We start from the raw sequence: 17,922 nt of genomic DNA, 5'->3' as shown, positions 1-17,922 counted from the left end.
GGTTCTACGTGGACAAATTTAAAGGTCAAGACAAGGTCAATCTCCATCCCGATTAACCTAAAAAACCTCTGTATTGATAAAAAAAGTATATTTGATCAACAATTTTATATAATGCAGCATGCAGGATATTCATTTTGAAAAAATTCAATTCGATGAAGGAAAGTCCTTTAGGCTTATCTACCCCGAGATGAGAAACAAATTTTTCTGGCATTGTCATCCGGAAATCGAACTCGTATATATTGAAGCGGTCTCGGGGATAAGACATATTGGAACGCATGTGTCAACCTATACGAACACGGACCTGGTACTGATCGGCAATAATCTCGCCCACCTGAACTTTGACTATCGACTGAGAAGTGATTATACCCAGATCGTCATACAGCTTCGGACTGATTTTTTGGGAACAGCGCTCTTGAAATCACCGGAATTTTCGCTTATTTCCCAACTACTGAAAAGAGCAGATTATGGGATAGCCTTCGAGGGAAAGACAAAAGTAGCCGTTGCCGAAAAACTTAAAAGGTTAAAAGGCATGGACACATTAAAACAATTATTAGAAATCATACAAATCCTCCAGCTACTAGCAGATTCTACCGATGCCCAACTTCTCAACGGGGATTTAAAAAGCAAGGCGTTTTTACTGAAAGATAAACTCAGAATGGGAGATATTTATACCTATATAGATATCGAATATAATCATAAACCGGATGTCAATGTAGTAGCCGCGAAGGTGAAAATGACCACCCCTGCATTTTGCAGGTATTTTAAAAGGCAAACCCAAATGACCTTCACTGACTTCGTTAATCAATACCGGCTGGAAAAAGCCAAAAATCTACTAATTCAGGACCATACCGTTATAGAAACATGTTACGCCGTTGGGTTCGAAAGCCTATCGTATTTTAACAAGCTTTTTAAAACCATTGTCGGAATAACACCCTCGACCTTTAAAAAAACTTCAAGAATGAAGTAGCCCAATATTACCATCGCGCCATACATAGGATTGATTTTCCTGAATAAAACTCATCTATAATTTGCTATGGCAGCCTTGTGAGGCCTGCCTCCCGCTTTGTATAGAAACTTGCTGAGCTGGACCCCGGCGTACCGCGATTTTGGTCGGGCGTATCCTGGAAGACTCCAACCCGTCCACCAATTATCAAGGAATTATTTTGGGGTAATCTTTATCAAACAGCTTTATATTGTTCGTCCGTTACCGGTTCCAGCCACTCCGGTTTACCTGCAGTGATCGCAATATGTTCAAACCAACTGTCTTGAGCCGCGCCATGCCAGTGTTTGACACCGTCATGCGTAACGATTACATCCCCGGATTTTAAAAACTGAGCAATTTTACCCTCTTCCTGATACCATCCCTCGCCACCTGTCACTAACAAAATTTGATAGCCATCACGATGGATGTGCCAGTTATTCCGACACCCTGGTTCGAAAGTAACCAGTCCAACGCTGACATTTACCGCTGGGTCACCCCCAACTAATCCATTCAAATAACTTTGCCCTATGAAATATTGGGCATACGCATCATTCTTCTGCCCGATTGGGAATACAACGCCGTTTTTAACTTCTTCGTGCTTTTCCATATTTTGAAATTTAATTTTTAGCTGTTCAAAGACAGCGTTTTATTTTTTTGCAGATACCAGCCTGTTTAAAACTATTTGAGCTGCCTCTGCCTGCGTTTTACCAACATAGTTTTCCAGTAAGGTAAGCAAACCCTGGAGTTGACCTATCGTTATGCCTACGTGCATGCCCGCACCGATATGATATTGCAACTGCGCTCCCAGGCCTGGCAAGGTAGCCAGCACAGTAATAGTAGCAAGTTCGCGCTGCTGGAAGGTTAAAACCCCTCTGCCAAAGATATCGGCGAACAAATGTTCTTTTAAGAAAACATCGATCCCCGGTGCAAAGGCATTGGTGCCGGTGAGCGGGTCTGATTGTGCTATGCCGGAAAGTTCCTCAAGTGTCTTTCTCCCTTTTTCATATTTATCACCGCCTTTTACGCGAGTGCCTTCAACTCCTGCCTGGTCCTGAATACCTTTGCCTTTTCTTTCGTCAATTATCGCCATAAAGGTACTAAGCCCGTTAAGGCTCCTGGGAAAGCCGCAATAAGCATACAACTGGATTAAAATTTCTTTGATCTCGTTGATGGTCAATCCTGCATCCAACCCAGCGTTCAATGCGGGTTTTAATTTCTCAATGTCGCCATTAGCCGTGAAAGCTGCTATGATGATGATGCTTTGTTCTTTGACACCTAACTGCTGGTTGTTTTGTTGTGCAATCATAGTTTTAATGCTTATAATATTAAAAATGATTGTTAACAGCACCCAAAATTTTAATTTTTTCATAGATGAAACTTAAATACCAGGCAACTATAATTTACGTTATCACAGTTGCCTGGCAGATTGTTTAAGAACCGGGACTATGCAAGATAGCCGCAAATTAATTTACAGTTCCTGAGATGTAGGACGGAAGATAACTTCATTGATATCCACATCCTCAGGCTGGCTGATCGCAAAGGCAACCACGCGCGCAAAACTATCAGGACTGATACCAACCGATCCCACATAATCCTGGTTAGCCTGCTGGATATCCACCTCAGTGATATGCTCCAGCAGTTCCGTTTTAACAGCACCAGGGCAAACGATCGTCGTACGGATATTATAAGGTTTTACCTCCATACGTAAGCCCTCAGTCAATGCGCGTACAGCAAACTTGGTAGCAGAATAGACCGAAGAGCCTGCGAATATTTTATGGCCCGCTACAGAAGAGGTATTGATGATTTGACCTGATTTTTGCTCTTTCATATAAGGAAGCACAGCGGCTATGCCATTAAGCACGCCTTTGATGTTCACATCGATCATTTTATTCCACTCGTCAACATTAAGACGATCTATTGGCGACAAGGGCATGATACCTGCATTATTCACTATTACGTCTACCCGGCCAAATTTTTCAACTGCTGAATCCACCAATTTTTTTACCTGGTTTAGCTGTGTTACATCGGCAGCGATAGCCAACGCTTTGCCGCCAGTGCTATTGATTTCATTGGCCAAGCTTTCAATACGTTCAGCTCTTCTAGCTCCTAGTACAACGGTTGCGCCAAGTGCTGACAAGTGCTTTACAGCAGCTTCGCCCAAACCACTGCTTGCGCCTGTGATTACGACTACTTTACCCTCGATATTATCTTTCATGATTTTGTATTTTTAATTGTTGTTTATTTAAATTTATATGGCGGCCTAAATTAATCCCCTGCCCATGGGCAAGGGGCGATAATATTTTTGATTACACAAAGGTCGGCGAAGCGCATATAAAAAGTGTATGAATAACAAACCAATAATTAAGAATTTCAAACTAAAAAAATTAAAGAGCAGGTCTGCTGTTATCAATGGGAAAATGCTCTTTTGCGGTCCGGTTCAAATAATTAATATGGGCTGAGAGGTTGTCCGCATACCCGGCGCGGAATTAAATGCGGGTGATTGTTCAGCGCTGAACCTGTGTTAGAATATATGTTATAGAAATTTTTGCTATAAATGAGTTACTTACCGCTGTCGGCTTTTATCTGAACACTCTAAAGTCTTTTAATTACTGGTTAAATTCCGAAACCCGGCGTATCTACCCGCTTTCCACAATGCCAAATTAAGGAAAAATGAATTCAGATAAGCGTTTGTCAAATTCTTGTTAAGTAGCTTATGACCCATAATTCGATTCAATTATTAGATTAATTTAAGATATTGTTTGAGGGCCTTGAAGATTTATACCAATTCCGAATGTACTTTTGTACAAGCCGGAAGATTTTAAAGATATGCTTTCGATGGATGGTGTCGAGATTTCTGACCTGCTCTAAAGAAGTTTACAATATTATTAGTCTATTCTCTGTTTTCTTGCGGTGCAGTGACGCATTACGTATGAGTATAACATCAGATATATTTGAATTTCTTAAGTAATGGTTTGATTAGTATAATTCAGGCGATTATTAACCTTGTATATTTACCAATTAGTTTTAAAGTTTAACAAACCAGACGCAATGATAAGTTTAACTATAAACGGAAAACAGCGGGAGATTGATGCTGATCCGGATATGCCCCTGTTATGGGTGATCCGTGATATTTTAGGCATGACAGGAACCAAGTTTGGCTGTGGCGTTGCCCAGTGCGGTGCCTGTACTGTACACCTTAATGGGGAAGCCGTTCGGTCATGCGTAACTAAAGTGAGCCGGGCAGCCGGGCAGCAGATCATCACCATCGAAGGGCTTTCGGCCAATAACGACCATGCTTTGCAAAAGGCTTGGGCCGAATTTGATGTACCCCAGTGCGGTTATTGCCAATCGGGCCAGTTGATGTCGGCAGCGGTGCTGCTGCGCGAAAACCCAAACCCAACAGATCAGGATATTGATGATGCCATGTCTGGCAATATATGCCGGTGCGGTACTTATCCGCGAATAAGGGCTGCGATCCATCAGGCTGCTAAAATGCAGCGGGAAGGGGCTAAATCATGAACAGGCGTAATTTTATTCAGTCAGGTGCCCTCTTGGGCGGCGGATTGCTGATATCATTCAAAATACCCGTTGCCAATAAATTAGCTGCTTCAAATGAGGTTGCTGCGGGCGTTGCTTTTGCACCTAACGCTTTTTTGAACATCAGTACAGATAACACCATTACCGTGGTTTTAAGCCACGTAGAGATGGGGCAAGGTATATGGACCACGCTCCCTATGCTGCTGGCAGAGGAACTGGACGTTGACCTTGAGCAGATAACCGTTAAACACAGCGGTGCAGACAAAGCATATAATCATAATGTTTACGGCGTACAAATCACGGGCGGATCATCAACCACCTGGTCAGAATTTGACCGTTACCGCAATGCCGGTGCAACAGCAAGAACATTACTAACCCAGGCAGCCGCTAAACGCTCGGGTGTTGCCCTGCAAAACTGCAAAACCGAAAAGGGTGCGGTAATAGCCGGAGGAAAGAGATTTACTTATGGCGAACTGGCTGCTGATGCTGCGCTACTACCGGTTCCGGCAAAAGTTGCTTTACGTACCAAGGCCGAGTGGAAATATATTGGCAAAAATACCAAGCGCCTGGATGCCGGTGTAAAAACCAATGGGACGGCCATATTTGGTATGGATATCCATTTCCCCGGTTTATTGACAGCCGTAGTTGCACATGCGCCGGTTTTTGGCGGCAAGGTTAAATCGTTTGATGCCGTTAAAGCCAGAGCGGTTAAAGGTGTAAGGCAAGTGATTGAAATACCAACCGGGGTTGCGGTTATTGCCGACCACTATTACGCAGCACAGCAAGGTAAAAAAGCGCTGAAAATAATTTGGGAAGACGGCGCAGGTGCCCAGCTATCTACACTTAAACAAACGGCAGCCTATAAAAAGCTGGCGGCTACCGACGGTTTAACTGCTCAGAAAAAGGGCGATGCAGCAGTTGCGCTCTCAAAATCGGCAAAAATAATAAAGGCCGAATATGTGTTTCCTTACCTGGCCCATGCGCCTATGGAACCGTTGAACTGTACGGTAAAAATTGATAAAGACAGTTGTGAGATATGGACAGGTACACAATTGCCGGGTGGCGAACAGGCTGCAGCAGCTAAAATATTGGGCTTGGCACCCGAAAAGGTAAAGATCAATATCCCATTTTTAGGTGGGGGCTTTGGCCGCAGGGCAACTCCCGCTTGCGATTTCGTTTCCGAAGCCGTACATATTGCAAAGGCCTGCGGTAAACCTGTAAAAATGGTTTGGAGCCGCGAAGATGATATGAAAGGCGGACACTACCGACCATTTTTTGTACATAATGTAATTACGGGTGTTGATAGTCAGGGCATGCCTATAGCATGGAAACATAATATTGCCGGGCAATCCATCATGAAAGCGGCAACCCCTGCATTCGGACCACCGCGAAGCCCTATTGATGACACTTCGGTTGAAGGTGTGAAGGGCTCACCATATCTCACCAGCGTTCCCGATCATTTTGTTGGGCTGCACAATACTGACGAGGTTGTACCTGTGTTGTGGTTCAGATCAGTAGGGCATACCCATACGGCTTATGTAATGGAAACCATGATAGACGAGCTGGCTCACAATGCCGGTCAGGATCCGGTTGAATACCGGAGAGGCTTTTTCAAAGAGCACCCCCGCCACCTGGCAGCTTTGAATCTGGTAGCAGAAAAAGGTAACTGGAAAAAGACATTATCCAAAGGGCGTTACAAAGGTGTAGCCGTAAATGAGGCATTTGGAAGCTTTGTAGCCACCATAGCAGAAGTGAGTATATTGAATGGGCAGGTAAAAGTGCATAAGATAGATTGCGCCATTGACTGCGGTTTAGCCGTTAACCCCGAGGGCGTTAAAGCGCAATCGGAAAGCGGGATCATTTTTGGCTTAACGATGGCGCTTTACGGTGAACTTACCCTGGAGGGCGGCACATTACAGCAGAATAACTTTTATGACTACAAGATTGCACGCATGAACGAGTCGCCCGAGATCAATGTTTACATTGTTGAAAGTGATGGCAAAATGGGCGGAGCCGGAGAATGCGCCGTGCCGCCAACCGCACCGGCCATTGCGAATGCTGTTTTTGCAGCTACAGGCAAACGTATTTATAATCTCCCTATTATGAACCATAAACTAACCGAGCAAGCATGAAAAAATTGATCATCTTCAGTATCATATTATTCACTTCGTCTTTAATCATCCTGTCTTTTAAAACAGAATACCCTAACAATAATGCTTCACCAATGGTGGTACGTAAAGATAGCGTAGCTTCGGTGAAAGCCTTTAAGCAGGTGTATACAGTATTGATGAGTGCCCGTTGCATGAACTGCCACCCATCTGGAGACGTGCCCTTACAGGGAGATGACAGCCACCTACACACCATGGGGCCTAAGCGGGGGATTGACGGAAAAGGCGTGTATGCCATGAAATGTTCCAATTGTCACCAGGCTACTAACACACCGGGGCTTCATACGCCGCCAGGCAACCCCAACTGGCATCTGCCTCCGGCCAATATGCGTATGGTTTTCCAGGGCAGAACACCGAGGCAGTTAGCCAAACAACTGGTTGACCCCAATCAGAACGGCCACAAGGACATGAAAAAGCTAATTGAACATGCTGATGACGGTTTGGTGCTGGCCGGCTGGAACCCGGGCGAAGGCCGCAAACTTCCGCCAATGAGCCATGCTGCATTTAAAAAAGCCTGGTTAACCTGGTTATCTACGGGTGCTTATGCCCCTTCAAAATAACGTTAAAGCTATTCACAATCGCTTAAGTTGCTTTTAATAAAAAACATCCCGTGATCTTGCTGATTGATAATTATTAAAGTTTTTGTATGGATGTTTATAAGGTAAGAAATTGAAACATCGATCAAGGGTTAACAAACAAGGAAATAGTACCTGTACAAAGAAAAGAGTAGCCTTACATGAAATTGTTTAGGGCAATTGTTGCGTGAAAATTATGTGCCGGGCAGCCTGCACAAAACGCGATTTGCGGAAATGTATTAATGAATCAAATAGTTATGTCCGGTAAGCTATAAGATTGGAAATGATGAATATATTAGGCGTTTAAGTTTTCCATGTTTAGGATTTGCATCGCCTGGGAACCTCATAACCTGTTGTACTTCACCGCTCGCCTTACAGGTCGTTCAATTGCTAGTAGCGATAAGAAAGGAGATGTCGGCGCGTACGCGCTTATTGTGCTCGACTTTACCTTGTCGGAATAATTTTAAATATAAAATTACGATCAACTTTTCTTAGTTTAATTATAGCTTAAATATGTGACCGCAGTTACATCTTGCATTTTGATTGAATTAATTCAATCCGCGGTATTCATTTGGTGTCATTCCTGTTTTCTGTTTAAATATCCTTGAAAAATGTTGCTGATATTTAAAGCCCAGATCAGCAGCAATCATATTTAATGTCTTTGAATGGTCTGAAATATACATTTTTGCATATTCTATCATTTTCAACTGTATGTGGTCTAAAGCAGTATTTCCGGTTTCCTTTTTTATCAGGTCACCAAAATAGTTTGGGGATAAATGTAATTTTTCAGCACAATAGGAGACCGTCGGCATACCCAGTTGAGCGGCCTTATCTGAACTGAAATATTCTGTTAAAAGATTTTCGAAACGTACAAGAATGTCTTTATTTGCATGCCCGCGGGTTATGAACTGCCGGTCATAGAACCGCATACAATAATTTAAAAACAGTTCGATATTTGACACAATTAATGTCTTACTGTGATTGTCAATATTCTGATCTATTTCGTCACCTATCTTCCGGAACAAATCAACAATTGTCTTCTTTTCCTTTTTTGAAAGATGCAGGGCTTCATTAACCTCGTAAGAAAAAAAGTTGTAATCCCTGATAGTCTTCGCCAAATGAGTTCCCTTCAGCAGATCGGGATGAAATACCAAAGCGTAGCCTGAAGGAATAATGGGTATTCCATTGCTGTCTATGCCATACACCTGTCCTGGGGATATGAATACAAGTGTGCCGTCTTCATAGTCATAGGTATCACAACCGTAAGTCATATTTCCGCATTTAATATTCTTAAAGAATATGGCGTAAATACTCATGTAGTGACGGGACCGAATAATGGTTGGCACTTTATCAAAATTGACAACGCTAACCAACGGATGCAAAGTGTCTACACCTACATACTCGTTATATTGACGTACGTTATCCAGTCTTCTCAGTTCTGTCATAATATCCAAATTTAGCTAAAATGAAATTGTGGCATAATGTGGTAATATTAAATCAGTAAAATTGGTAAACAAAACAGTGATTTGTATAAAAAGAAAGCTGATCGTACTCCCGATATTTGTAATGCAGATTTCTGATTAATAGAATTTTAGCTTAATTATTCCAATGATGCTTGTATTGAAAAAGACCTCAATAGTTCTAATGTAGCTTAATATTTACCTGATTGAAGAATGAAGTCTAATTCGTTGAACAAGAAGACCTATCTGAATTATACCTTTAGCGAAAGATCATGACAGAAAAAAATAAATTTAACATTACACGTCGCGAAATGATCGTTGGAACGGCCGCAGCGGTAACCGTAAGCCTGACGTCAGCAACTATTGAAAAGGTGCCGGGTATAGCGGCTGCTCCTGAACGCAAGCTATCTACGATGAAAGTCTCTTTCAGAGTTAACGGAAAACCGACGGAGCTGCAATTAGATACCCGCACGACACTTTTAGATGCCCTTCGTGAACATATGCATATGACCGGCACCAAAAAAGGCTGCGATCATGGACAATGCGGTGCCTGTACCGTTTTGGTCAACGGCCACCGGATCAACTCTTGTCTTTCACTTGCCGTCCAGCATGAGGGCGACGCAATAACCACAATAGAGGGGTTAGGAACTCCGGAAAAACTACATCCTATGCAAGCCGCTTTTATTAAACACGATGGGTATCAATGCGGCTATTGCACACCGGGTCAGATCTGTTCTGCGGTCGCTGTACTAAAGGAGATCAAAGCAGGTGTTCCCAGTCATGTGAGCAGCAACCTTGAAGTAACCCAGGAACTGGATATCCGCGAATTGAAAGAGCGAATGAGCGGAAACATCTGTCGCTGCGGAGCATATGCCAACATAGCGGATGCCATTATGGAAGTGGCTGGCAAGGCCTGAACTTTTTAGCGTACCACTTCATTCTGATTGAATATGTCATTTAATAATTTTCAATGAAAGCATTTACCTACGAACGTGTTCATTCAGCGGCTGAAGCAGCAGCAGCAGCGGCCCGTAATCCTGATAGCAAATTTATTGCCGGTGGAACAAACCTGCTCGACCTGATGAAGTTACAGATTGAAACCCCTGTCCACCTGATTGACATAGGGAGGATCGGACTGAATAAGATCGAACGAATTTCCGGCGGCGGGCTGCGTATCGGCGCCATGGTCAGCAATACAGATCTCGCTGCTGATCCGAAAGTCAGGAAAGATTATGCCATACTGTCCCGCGCATTGCTGGCAGGTGCATCAGGTCAGTTGCGAAACAAAGCTACAACAGGTGGAAACCTACTACAGCGCACGCGCTGCCCATATTTTTATGATACGAACCAGCGTTGCAATAAGCGGAACCCCGGAAGCGGTTGCGCTGCAATCGATGGATTCAGCCGGCAACTGGCAGTTATCGGAAGCAGCGACGCTTGTATAGCTACTCACCCGAGTGATATGGCCGTAGCCATGCGGGTATTGGATGCCGTCATCGAAACCGTAAAGCCCGGCGGTGCGACCCGTAAGATTCCCATCGCTGACTTTTACCGCCTGCCCGGTGACACGCCTCATCTGGAAACGGCGCTTCAAAAGAATGAGATCATCACATCGGTTACTCTTCCCGCGCCTGCAGGGGGCGTACATATTTACCATAAGGTACGTGACCGTGCGTCCTATGCTTTTGCGTTGGTGTCGGTGGCGGCAATTCTGCAAAAGGACGGATCAGGGCGAATTGCAGTTGGCGGAGTGGCCCATCGGCCATGGCGCAGCGAGGCCGCTGAAAAGCTATTGCCCAATGGTGCGAAAGCGGTCGCAGCTAAGCTGATGTCAGGGGCTCGTCCCACAAAAGAAAATACGTTTAAGGTTAATCTGGTTGAACATACCATTGATGCCGTAATTAAAGAAGGGAGAGTTTGATATGAAATTTGACAAGCCTGCAGGAAGCAATCCGACCGATCAAAAAAAAGTAATCGGTAAACCAGTTGACCGCATAGACGGGCCGTTGAAAACAACCGGCCAGGCAAAATATGCTTATGAGCAAAATGAGGCAGCTCCTGACCATGCTTACGGATATGTGGTTGGCGCTGCTATTGCAAAAGGCCGCATCAATACCATTCATCAATTGGCCGCGAAGTCTTCACCGGGTGTCCTCGCCATTGTGACTGCCGCGAATGCCGGGCCATTGAAGAAAGGGAGGTTCTATGCAGATACGCTTTTTGCAGGGCCTGAAGTAGATCATTATCACCAGGCGGTTGCCGTCGTTGTTGCTACCACATTCGAACAGGCGCGTGCGGCTGCTGCGCTGTTAACATTTGATTATTCGGAATTGAAAGGCGCATTTGACCTGAAAGAAGCAATGGCAATAGCGCCGGAGCAAAGTCAATTCGGCCCGCCTCAGGTCGTTGGTGATTTCGAGGGCGCCTACAATGCCGCAGAGGTAAAGCTGGATGAAACTTATACTACGCCCGACCAGTCGCACGCCATGATGGAACCACATGCCGCGATTGCCAGGTGGGACGGCGACAAGCTCACCTGCTGGTGCGCCATCCAGCAAATCAACTGGGGGGTCAGGGATCTTGCAAACGTACTAGGTATACCTAAAGAAAATATCCGGCTTATTTCACCTTTTATCGGAGGTGGGTTTGGAGGTAAGGGAACCGTTCTTTCCGATATTGTCACTGCGGCCCTTGGTGCGAAAGCGGCAGAACGCGCCGTTAAGGTAACACTGCAGAGGCCGCTCATTTTCAATAACACTACGCACCGGCCGGCGACTATACAGCATATTAAGTTAGGTTCCACCCGGGAAGGCGTGATCACAGCGATCGGACACGAAAGCTGGTCAGGAAACCTGCGTGGAGGATTTCCGGAATTCGCGGTCACCCCGACGCGCTTGCTGTATGCCGGTGCAAACCGGAGAACACATTTGCGTTTAGGTGTATTGGATTTACCTGAAGGGAATGCCATGCGTGCACCAGGTGAGGCCAGCGGTATGATGGCTTTGGAGATCGCGATGGATGAAATGGCAGAAAAGTTAAAAATCGACCCTATTAAATTTCGCATACTGAATGATACGAAAACAGATCCTTCTGCGCCAAGTCGGAAATTTTCTTCCCGTATGCTGGTGGAATGTCTGGAAACCGGGGCACAGAAATTCGGCTGGGAGAAACGGAAAGATTCACCTGGACAGTGGCGTGACGGCCAATGGCTGATCGGCATGGGTGTTGCTTCTGCTATCCGTGGCGCTCCTATCGTAAAATCTGCAGCGAGAGTCCGCCTTAACCGGGACGGCATCATTACGGTGGAAACCGACATGACAGATATCGGTACGGGCAGTTACACCATAATTGGCCAAACGGCGGCAGAGATGATGGGCGTGAGCCTTGATAAGGTAATTGTTAAACTCGGTGATTCGAGTTTTCCGGAGTCTTCCGGATCAGGCGGGCAATGGGGTGCCGCATCTGCCACCTCAGGTGTTTATGCGGCATGTGTAAAACTTCGCGAAATGGTAAGTCAGGCTCTCGGCTTTGAAGCGGATAAGGCGCAGTTTGCTGATGGGTTCGTGCGGATCGGTGACCGGGTCATAGCTTTGAAGCAAGCCGCCGGTAAGGGTGACCTGGTTGCGGAGGACGAAATGACTTATGGTCAACTGTCGAGAGAATTTGCACAGGATACATTCGGTGCACATTTCGTTGAAGTCGCCGTAAACGCCTACACGGCAGAGGTACGCGTAAGGCGCATGCTGGCGGTCTGTCATGCCGGGAGGATATTAAACCCCAAATCGGCCCGAAGCCAGGTGATCGGCGCGATGACCATGGGCGTTGGTGCGGCGTTAATGGAAGAGCTTGCGGTTGATACGCGACTGGGCTTTTTCGTTAATCATGATCTTGCGGGTTATGAGGTTCCTGTCCATGCAGATATCCCGGTTCAGGACGTTATTTTGATGGAGGACGAAGATCCCACGATGTCGCCTATGAAAGCGAAAGGCATTGGTGAATTGGGAATTGTCGGTGTTGCGGCAGCAGTTGCGAATGCTATCTACAACGCGACAGGTGTCAGGGTGCGGGATTATCCGGTTACCTTAGATAAGTTATTAGATAAGATGCCGGCCACCATCTGATGAATAGCCTCCATAGCAGGTCACCCGATGGATGATCTAAAGCGGAATGATAAAGGCGTGGGTTACTTAAATGAGTATGGTATATTTGAGCAGTTGTAAGCCTAAAAAGCACCTGGTTTAGATGCATAGTTGCTTAAAGAAATGCAAAAAGTAATTTATTCGAGATAACCTGATAATGCTTTCAGCATATAAATATAATGGCCGTTTATGGATCAAGACAGACGGCGAGCCTGTACTAAGTGATTTTAGACTCATAACAAAAAGATCAGTTTACAGCTTGAGACAGCATTTATACAAGCAGATCGATACTGCTGGCAACAGGAGGTCTCTCATTAGATCTTGCGCTTACCTCACGGGGCCGGTGTATGGCCTGCTTTTACAGGAAAGATCAAAAAAATGGACGCAGCATTTAAACGCGCGTGACAGCTTCCCGGAACTGATCAGCCGTTATTATGGCGTCAGCGCCACAGGTGCGCCGGACGAAATACGTTATCAGGGTTTGGCTATCCGGGCTGCCGAAATGCAAAAAGAAACGATACGTTTGCAGCAAGTCGCTGCCTATTCCGAAACATTTACCCGCAGACCGGTATTAAGCATCGAACTTGTTAAAATGAGCGTCATGTTTAACCCGAATACCCTTTTTGATTTAGGCGCCCTCGGCACGGTCTATCCTACTGGAGAAATAAGGGATAGTTGGGGTTACCTGAAGGTCAGTAGTGGCGGCATGCTGCTCAAAGACTGGCATATCGTTACCGTACCAATTGGCGACCTTCCTGACATGAACGCCCGTCAGCTCATTGGCGATGGCTGGACATTGGAACTGGCCGCAGGCTGGCAATTGGTCAAAACAGACGATATTCATTATAAATTGATTCGACGTAATAATTAAATTCGAACACACATTCTGAGATAATTTAATTGCCAAAAATCGGAGCCATTGACACGCTTGCAAAGAACCGTATACAGAACCTTGGCGCAATAATGTTACTCAACATTCCATGGCGGCTACCAAATGGCAAATGCTATAAATGATCTAAGTTTAAAACTGCGCACAGCTTTATTTACAAAGATATTTTGCCACCGTCATTTCTATTTGAAACCCTTGAATTTTGGCACTAAATCATTTTGGCGTGCCGAAGGTGTGAAAAGCGCTGTGACTCCATTAAAGATCTTTTCAGACACCCGATCTGAGAGGGGGTTAGCTTTCATATTGGTGTATTCTACCTGCCTTTTTTGGCTTTAGGATAATATTCGGTCAATTCATAAGAGTAAATTACACTTGTTATCTTCCATTCTCCGTTTATCTTAATCAATTGCCAGATTTCTTTTCCCCAATTTGTCATATTGTTCTCATTCCAAAATGAGTAGTCAAACTGAACACTGGCAATAACATCGTCGTTGTCAATTTTAACGTTTTCAAACTTCTCTTCCTTCTTACCATCTTTAAGAATAAATTGAAAGAAGCTCTTATAATCATCTGCAAAAAATCTTTTTGTACTGGAAGGGTCTTTCTCTAATATCTTGCGCTGGGTTCTATCTTTTACTAATCCGATCCAGACTACGGGATTTTCGTGAAATAAACTGTAAAACGTTGCAGAATCTTTCTGAATTATACTTTGCCTGAATTGCTGTACCACCTTGTTGATTTCAACTTTTTGCTGATGGTAATCCTGGGCAAATGACTGATTGAAAAGATGCACGAGCAAGATAAAAACGACAATTTTCATAGAACTTGATTTATAAGGGTTAAGAATTTATTTTTTATGATGTTGGATATTTTTTCAATGGAGAAGTGATATAACACACTGACCATGATGCATGAAATAAAACACAATAACAGCAGTACATTACAAGAAACCACCATGTTGTAATTTTGTACCAACAATTGTATGAGATGTATAATGCCTTTATGCGTGAGGTACAAGGAATAAGAAAGAACGGCTAATTGCGATGTGACAAAGAGTTTGTTATTTCCAAAAATACATGAACTGGAAATAGCTCCCATCACGATCATACCGTAACTTATTGCCACTAAAGAGAATCCAAAAACAGAAGCCCTTGGAGAGGCTTGATCCTCGCAAAACCATAACGATAATGCCGTTGCGACCATTCCCATCAGGAATAATACATTTCCGTTGCTATTAAGTATATTCTTAAAACGGGAAGAGTATTGATAAAAATAACCAATCAATACACCGATAGCTAATCCGTCAAACCTGGTATAGGTCGGATAATAGATGTTCATATACCACGCTTTCCAAAAGTTGGGAGAGTTTAGGTTGGGAACTACAAATTCATGCCACGAATAAAGCCGAAGCAAAATTGAAATAATAATAAGCAGTATAACGCCGAATTTTAAATAAGAAAAAATACCTGCTCTAATGAAGGCGATAAGTGCCAGGGGTAAAAATAGATAAAACTGCTCTTCAATACACAGCGACCATGCATGTGAGAAAGTTCCTTGATTAATAACGTCTAAGGCATAGTTTTGAGTAAAAGTCAGGAATTTCCAAAGTGGTGGTAAAGTTTCCCTTTCTCTAAAAACCGGAACGCAGTCATATAGAAACAAGGTAACAAGATAGGGCGGAACAATCCTGAAAAAGCGTTTTATGAAAAAAACATCGAGTCTAATCGTTTTGCTTTTTTTAATCTCTACAAATAACTGATTGGAAATCAAAAAACCGCTTAATACAAAAAAAAGATCTACACCAGTCCATCCGACAGATCCGATGATATCGATCCAGGAGGGATGTTTAAAAGCTCTGTAATGATACATCAACACCAGAAGAATGGCAACTGCTCTCAAATGATCCAGTCCGTAAAATTTCTGTCCCTCCATTTACTTGTTTTTTCAAAGGTTCAGCTTTTTAAAATTTTTCAGAACGGTTGGATTCAGACAACAGTCTTTTCATTGCGAGTGGCTACATCACCGTTTTAAAACCTAAATCACGCCGTTGGCAGCCGAAATGCTGTCCTATGCATGTATCCCAGCAATTAAATTTATTTAATCATTAATTTTGAAGATGGTGAAAATGGAATCGATCCATCAAGTAAGAAAAGATATCCGCTATCAGATCGTATTTTGGGCGGCGCTTTTCATATTTGGATTAACTAAAAACTACGGTGAGTATCAACAGCCTACCGCCAGGGATTTTTTTTATTACGAGTTATGCCACGTGCTTTTTCAGGTGATTGGGGCTAATTTCATTCTATTCGTACTCATAAGGAAATTCTATGACGCTAAAAAATATGCTTTATTTTCAATGTCTTTACTATGCTGCATTTATTTGTTGGGGGTATGTAACCGCATTTTTGTTGTATACCTTGCAGAGCCATTTTTTATCACACAACCCCAGGATGGAATTGTAGCTATTTTCACAGATCTGAGATATCTGTTGTTTCACTATATTTTTCCGATCGTAACCGGATCATTTATTTTTATAGCATTTATGTATATGTTACAATACAGGCATGAAAAGCAAAATGTGGCACAACTTCAAATGGAAAAATCAGAGTTGGAACTGAAGGCCTTAAAAACCCAATTAAATCCACATTTTTTATTTAATACCCTCAATAATATTTATTCGCAGTCTGTTAGCAATTCTGTGTACACATCACAGTCGATCAGCAGGCTTTCAGATATACTGGATTATATCCTTCATAAGGGGCCTAAAAGGCTGGTTCCGATTGAAGATGAATTAAGGATCATTGACGATTACATTGGGCTTGAAAAATTAAGGTATGACGAGCGGCTGAAGGTCACCAAATCTGAAAAAATATCTTCCCAGCATACCATTCCACCTTTATTATATCTTTCATTAGTTGAAAATGCGTTTAAACATGGCGCAGAAAAAACCAGCAAAAATGTGGAAATCGTCATTTCAGTGACGACCAGTAAGGGACAATGTACATTTAAAATAGAGAATACTTTTTATAAAAAAAGCAATGAAGAACATATCGGCATTGGTTTAAAAAACATAAAGCAACAACTTGAATTGTATTACCGGCACAATTACAGTTTAACGATCAAACAGGAAAATAATTGGTTTAAAGTTGAAGCGATAACCCCTGGGTGTAATGATTAATATTATGATAGTGGATGATGAGCCTTTGGCTATCACACTTTTAGAGGACCATATTTCAAAAATCAACGGCTTAAAGCTGATTGTCACCGCGAAAAATGCAATGGAAGCCTATCGCATATTACAACATCACGATATTGATTTAATGTTTTTAGACATTCAGATGCCTGACTTAAACGGGATCGAGTTTTTAAAGTCATTGCATCAAAAACCTAAAACCGTATTTACAACTGCATATCGTGAGTACGCCATTGAGGGATTTGAATTAGAGGCGGTAGATTACCTGTTAAAGCCTATTACCTTTCATCGTTTTTTTAAAGCTGTTGACCGGGTACTGCGGCATGATATAAAAGAAAGCGAGGAAAGGTTTATCATACTCAAATCCGAAGGATTTAATCGAAAAATAAAACTAAATGAAATTATATATTTTGAGAGCAATGGAAACGATATCAAAGTCATACTGGATAATGAAATAGTTACTGTTGCAAAAATGGCCATTTCTGAACTGACAACCAGTTTGCTTAATAAGGGGTTTGTGAGGATTCATCGCTCATTCATCGTCAATACAGATTGGGTGAAAGCGATAAACAATAATGAAGTAATACTTTCCAGATTTAAAATTCCTGTCGGTCGAAGCTACAAAAAAGAGCTTGACAACATGATTAAGGAATTCTTTGGGAAATAATTTTCAGGCTGAAACACTTTTAAATTTTTAAATTATTATTCAACACCAGTCTATATCAGTTATGGTTAGAAAGCCTTATAAATTAGACATAACAAAACCAGGGCACGTTTATATCGCTCAACTGTGCCCTTACTGTAAACTCACTACATAAAACGTTTACCGTCGGATGTAGTGGACACTTCTAAAAAATTCAACATCATCTAATAATTCAGTTCTCTGTAACCTGATAGATCAAAAACACGTCACACACCCAAAAAATAAAAATGACAAAAGCAGTCTCAATCAAAATCCTATCGATCCTTTTATTCGTAG

At 43.0% G+C, this 17,922-nt stretch carries 16 protein-coding genes; 10 read left to right on the top strand and 6 right to left on the bottom strand.

Annotated elements, in window-relative coordinates:
* The first annotated feature begins 187 nt into the window (after nucleotides 1–187).
* A complete protein-coding gene (locus tag AC3WJC_RS18730; RefSeq protein WP_492400644.1) occupies nucleotides 188–967 on the top strand; it encodes an AraC family transcriptional regulator in 780 nt (259 codons plus the stop codon).
* A 211-nt stretch (nucleotides 968–1,178) separates the two neighbouring features.
* On the opposite strand, the gene AC3WJC_RS18725 is transcribed toward AC3WJC_RS18730, so the two are convergent.
* From AC3WJC_RS18725 to AC3WJC_RS18715, 3 genes are all read right to left on the bottom strand, one after another.
* Nucleotides 1,179–1,589 (bottom strand): cupin domain-containing protein, encoded by a 411-nt coding sequence (locus AC3WJC_RS18725; protein ID WP_492400643.1) that lies wholly within the window; start codon nucleotides 1,587–1,589, stop codon nucleotides 1,179–1,181.
* Between the two features lie 39 nt (nucleotides 1,590–1,628).
* Nucleotides 1,629–2,288: a carboxymuconolactone decarboxylase family protein gene (locus AC3WJC_RS18720; protein ID WP_492400642.1), complete on the bottom strand. Its 660-nt coding sequence runs from the start codon at nucleotides 2,286–2,288 to the stop codon at nucleotides 1,629–1,631.
* Between the two features lie 162 nt (nucleotides 2,289–2,450).
* Nucleotides 2,451–3,197, bottom strand: a complete 747-nt coding sequence (locus tag AC3WJC_RS18715; protein WP_492400641.1) for an SDR family oxidoreductase — start codon at nucleotides 3,195–3,197, stop codon at nucleotides 2,451–2,453.
* An 833-nt stretch (nucleotides 3,198–4,030) separates the two neighbouring features.
* Here AC3WJC_RS18715 and AC3WJC_RS18710 point away from each other — a divergent pair.
* Genes AC3WJC_RS18710 through AC3WJC_RS18700 form a run of 3 tightly spaced genes read left to right on the top strand, consistent with a single transcriptional unit; the run spans nucleotide 4,031 to nucleotide 7,247 of the window.
* On the top strand, nucleotides 4,031–4,501 hold the full coding sequence (locus tag AC3WJC_RS18710) for a (2Fe-2S)-binding protein (protein WP_492400640.1): 471 nt from the start codon (nucleotides 4,031–4,033) through the stop codon (nucleotides 4,499–4,501).
* Complete coding sequence (locus tag AC3WJC_RS18705) at nucleotides 4,498–6,651, top strand: xanthine dehydrogenase family protein molybdopterin-binding subunit (protein ID WP_492400639.1); 2,154 nt, start codon at nucleotides 4,498–4,500, stop codon at nucleotides 6,649–6,651. Before AC3WJC_RS18710 ends, AC3WJC_RS18705 begins: the two co-directional genes overlap by 4 nt.
* Nucleotides 6,648–7,247: a hypothetical protein gene (locus AC3WJC_RS18700; protein ID WP_492400638.1), complete on the top strand. Its 600-nt coding sequence runs from the start codon at nucleotides 6,648–6,650 to the stop codon at nucleotides 7,245–7,247. Before AC3WJC_RS18705 ends, AC3WJC_RS18700 begins: the two co-directional genes overlap by 4 nt.
* A 563-nt stretch (nucleotides 7,248–7,810) precedes the next feature.
* Here the strand turns inward: AC3WJC_RS18700 and AC3WJC_RS18695 are convergent.
* On the bottom strand, nucleotides 7,811–8,707 hold the full coding sequence (locus AC3WJC_RS18695) for a helix-turn-helix domain-containing protein (RefSeq protein WP_492400637.1): 897 nt from the start codon (nucleotides 8,705–8,707) through the stop codon (nucleotides 7,811–7,813).
* Between the two features lie 287 nt (nucleotides 8,708–8,994).
* Here AC3WJC_RS18695 and paoA point away from each other — a divergent pair, with 287 nt between their 5' ends.
* The 4 genes from paoA (at nucleotide 8,995) to AC3WJC_RS18675 (ending at nucleotide 13,732) form a co-directional block, all read left to right on the top strand.
* Nucleotides 8,995–9,639: an aldehyde dehydrogenase iron-sulfur subunit PaoA gene (paoA, locus tag AC3WJC_RS18690; RefSeq protein WP_492400636.1), complete on the top strand. Its 645-nt coding sequence runs from the start codon at nucleotides 8,995–8,997 to the stop codon at nucleotides 9,637–9,639.
* Nucleotides 9,640–9,692: 53 nt separating this feature from the next.
* Nucleotides 9,693–10,643 carry an FAD binding domain-containing protein gene (locus tag AC3WJC_RS18685; RefSeq protein ID WP_492400635.1) on the top strand — a complete coding sequence of 317 codons (951 nt, stop codon included), beginning with the start codon at nucleotides 9,693–9,695 and terminating at the stop codon, nucleotides 10,641–10,643.
* 1 nt (nucleotide 10,644) lies between these two features.
* Nucleotides 10,645–12,843, top strand: a complete 2,199-nt coding sequence (paoC, locus tag AC3WJC_RS18680; RefSeq protein ID WP_492400634.1) for an aldehyde oxidoreductase molybdenum-binding subunit PaoC — start codon at nucleotides 10,645–10,647, stop codon at nucleotides 12,841–12,843.
* A gap of 175 nt (nucleotides 12,844–13,018) precedes the next feature.
* On the top strand, nucleotides 13,019–13,732 hold the full coding sequence (locus AC3WJC_RS18675; RefSeq protein ID WP_492400633.1) for a hypothetical protein: 714 nt from the start codon (nucleotides 13,019–13,021) through the stop codon (nucleotides 13,730–13,732).
* Between the two features lie 331 nt (nucleotides 13,733–14,063).
* Here AC3WJC_RS18675 and AC3WJC_RS18670 read toward each other — a convergent pair whose 3' ends face one another.
* Complete coding sequence (locus AC3WJC_RS18670; protein ID WP_492400632.1) at nucleotides 14,064–14,570, bottom strand: nuclear transport factor 2 family protein; 507 nt, start codon at nucleotides 14,568–14,570, stop codon at nucleotides 14,064–14,066.
* Nucleotides 14,567–15,682 carry an acyltransferase family protein gene (locus AC3WJC_RS18665; RefSeq protein WP_492400631.1) on the bottom strand — a complete coding sequence of 372 codons (1,116 nt, stop codon included), beginning with the start codon at nucleotides 15,680–15,682 and terminating at the stop codon, nucleotides 14,567–14,569. Before AC3WJC_RS18665 ends, AC3WJC_RS18670 begins: the two co-directional genes overlap by 4 nt.
* 184 nt (nucleotides 15,683–15,866) lie before the next feature.
* Between AC3WJC_RS18665 and AC3WJC_RS18660 the strand changes: the two genes are divergently transcribed.
* Nucleotides 15,867–16,928 carry a sensor histidine kinase gene (locus AC3WJC_RS18660; protein ID WP_492400851.1) on the top strand — a complete coding sequence of 354 codons (1,062 nt, stop codon included), beginning with the start codon at nucleotides 15,867–15,869 and terminating at the stop codon, nucleotides 16,926–16,928.
* Nucleotides 16,929–16,932: 4 nt separating this feature from the next.
* Nucleotides 16,933–17,610: a LytR/AlgR family response regulator transcription factor gene (locus AC3WJC_RS18655; RefSeq protein ID WP_492400630.1), complete on the top strand. Its 678-nt coding sequence runs from the start codon at nucleotides 16,933–16,935 to the stop codon at nucleotides 17,608–17,610.
* The last annotated feature ends 312 nt before the right edge of the window (nucleotides 17,611–17,922 follow it).

The organism is Mucilaginibacter sp. FW306-07-L, from assembly GCF_058782065.1.
This window is presented reverse-complemented; position numbering and strand designations above follow the sequence as displayed.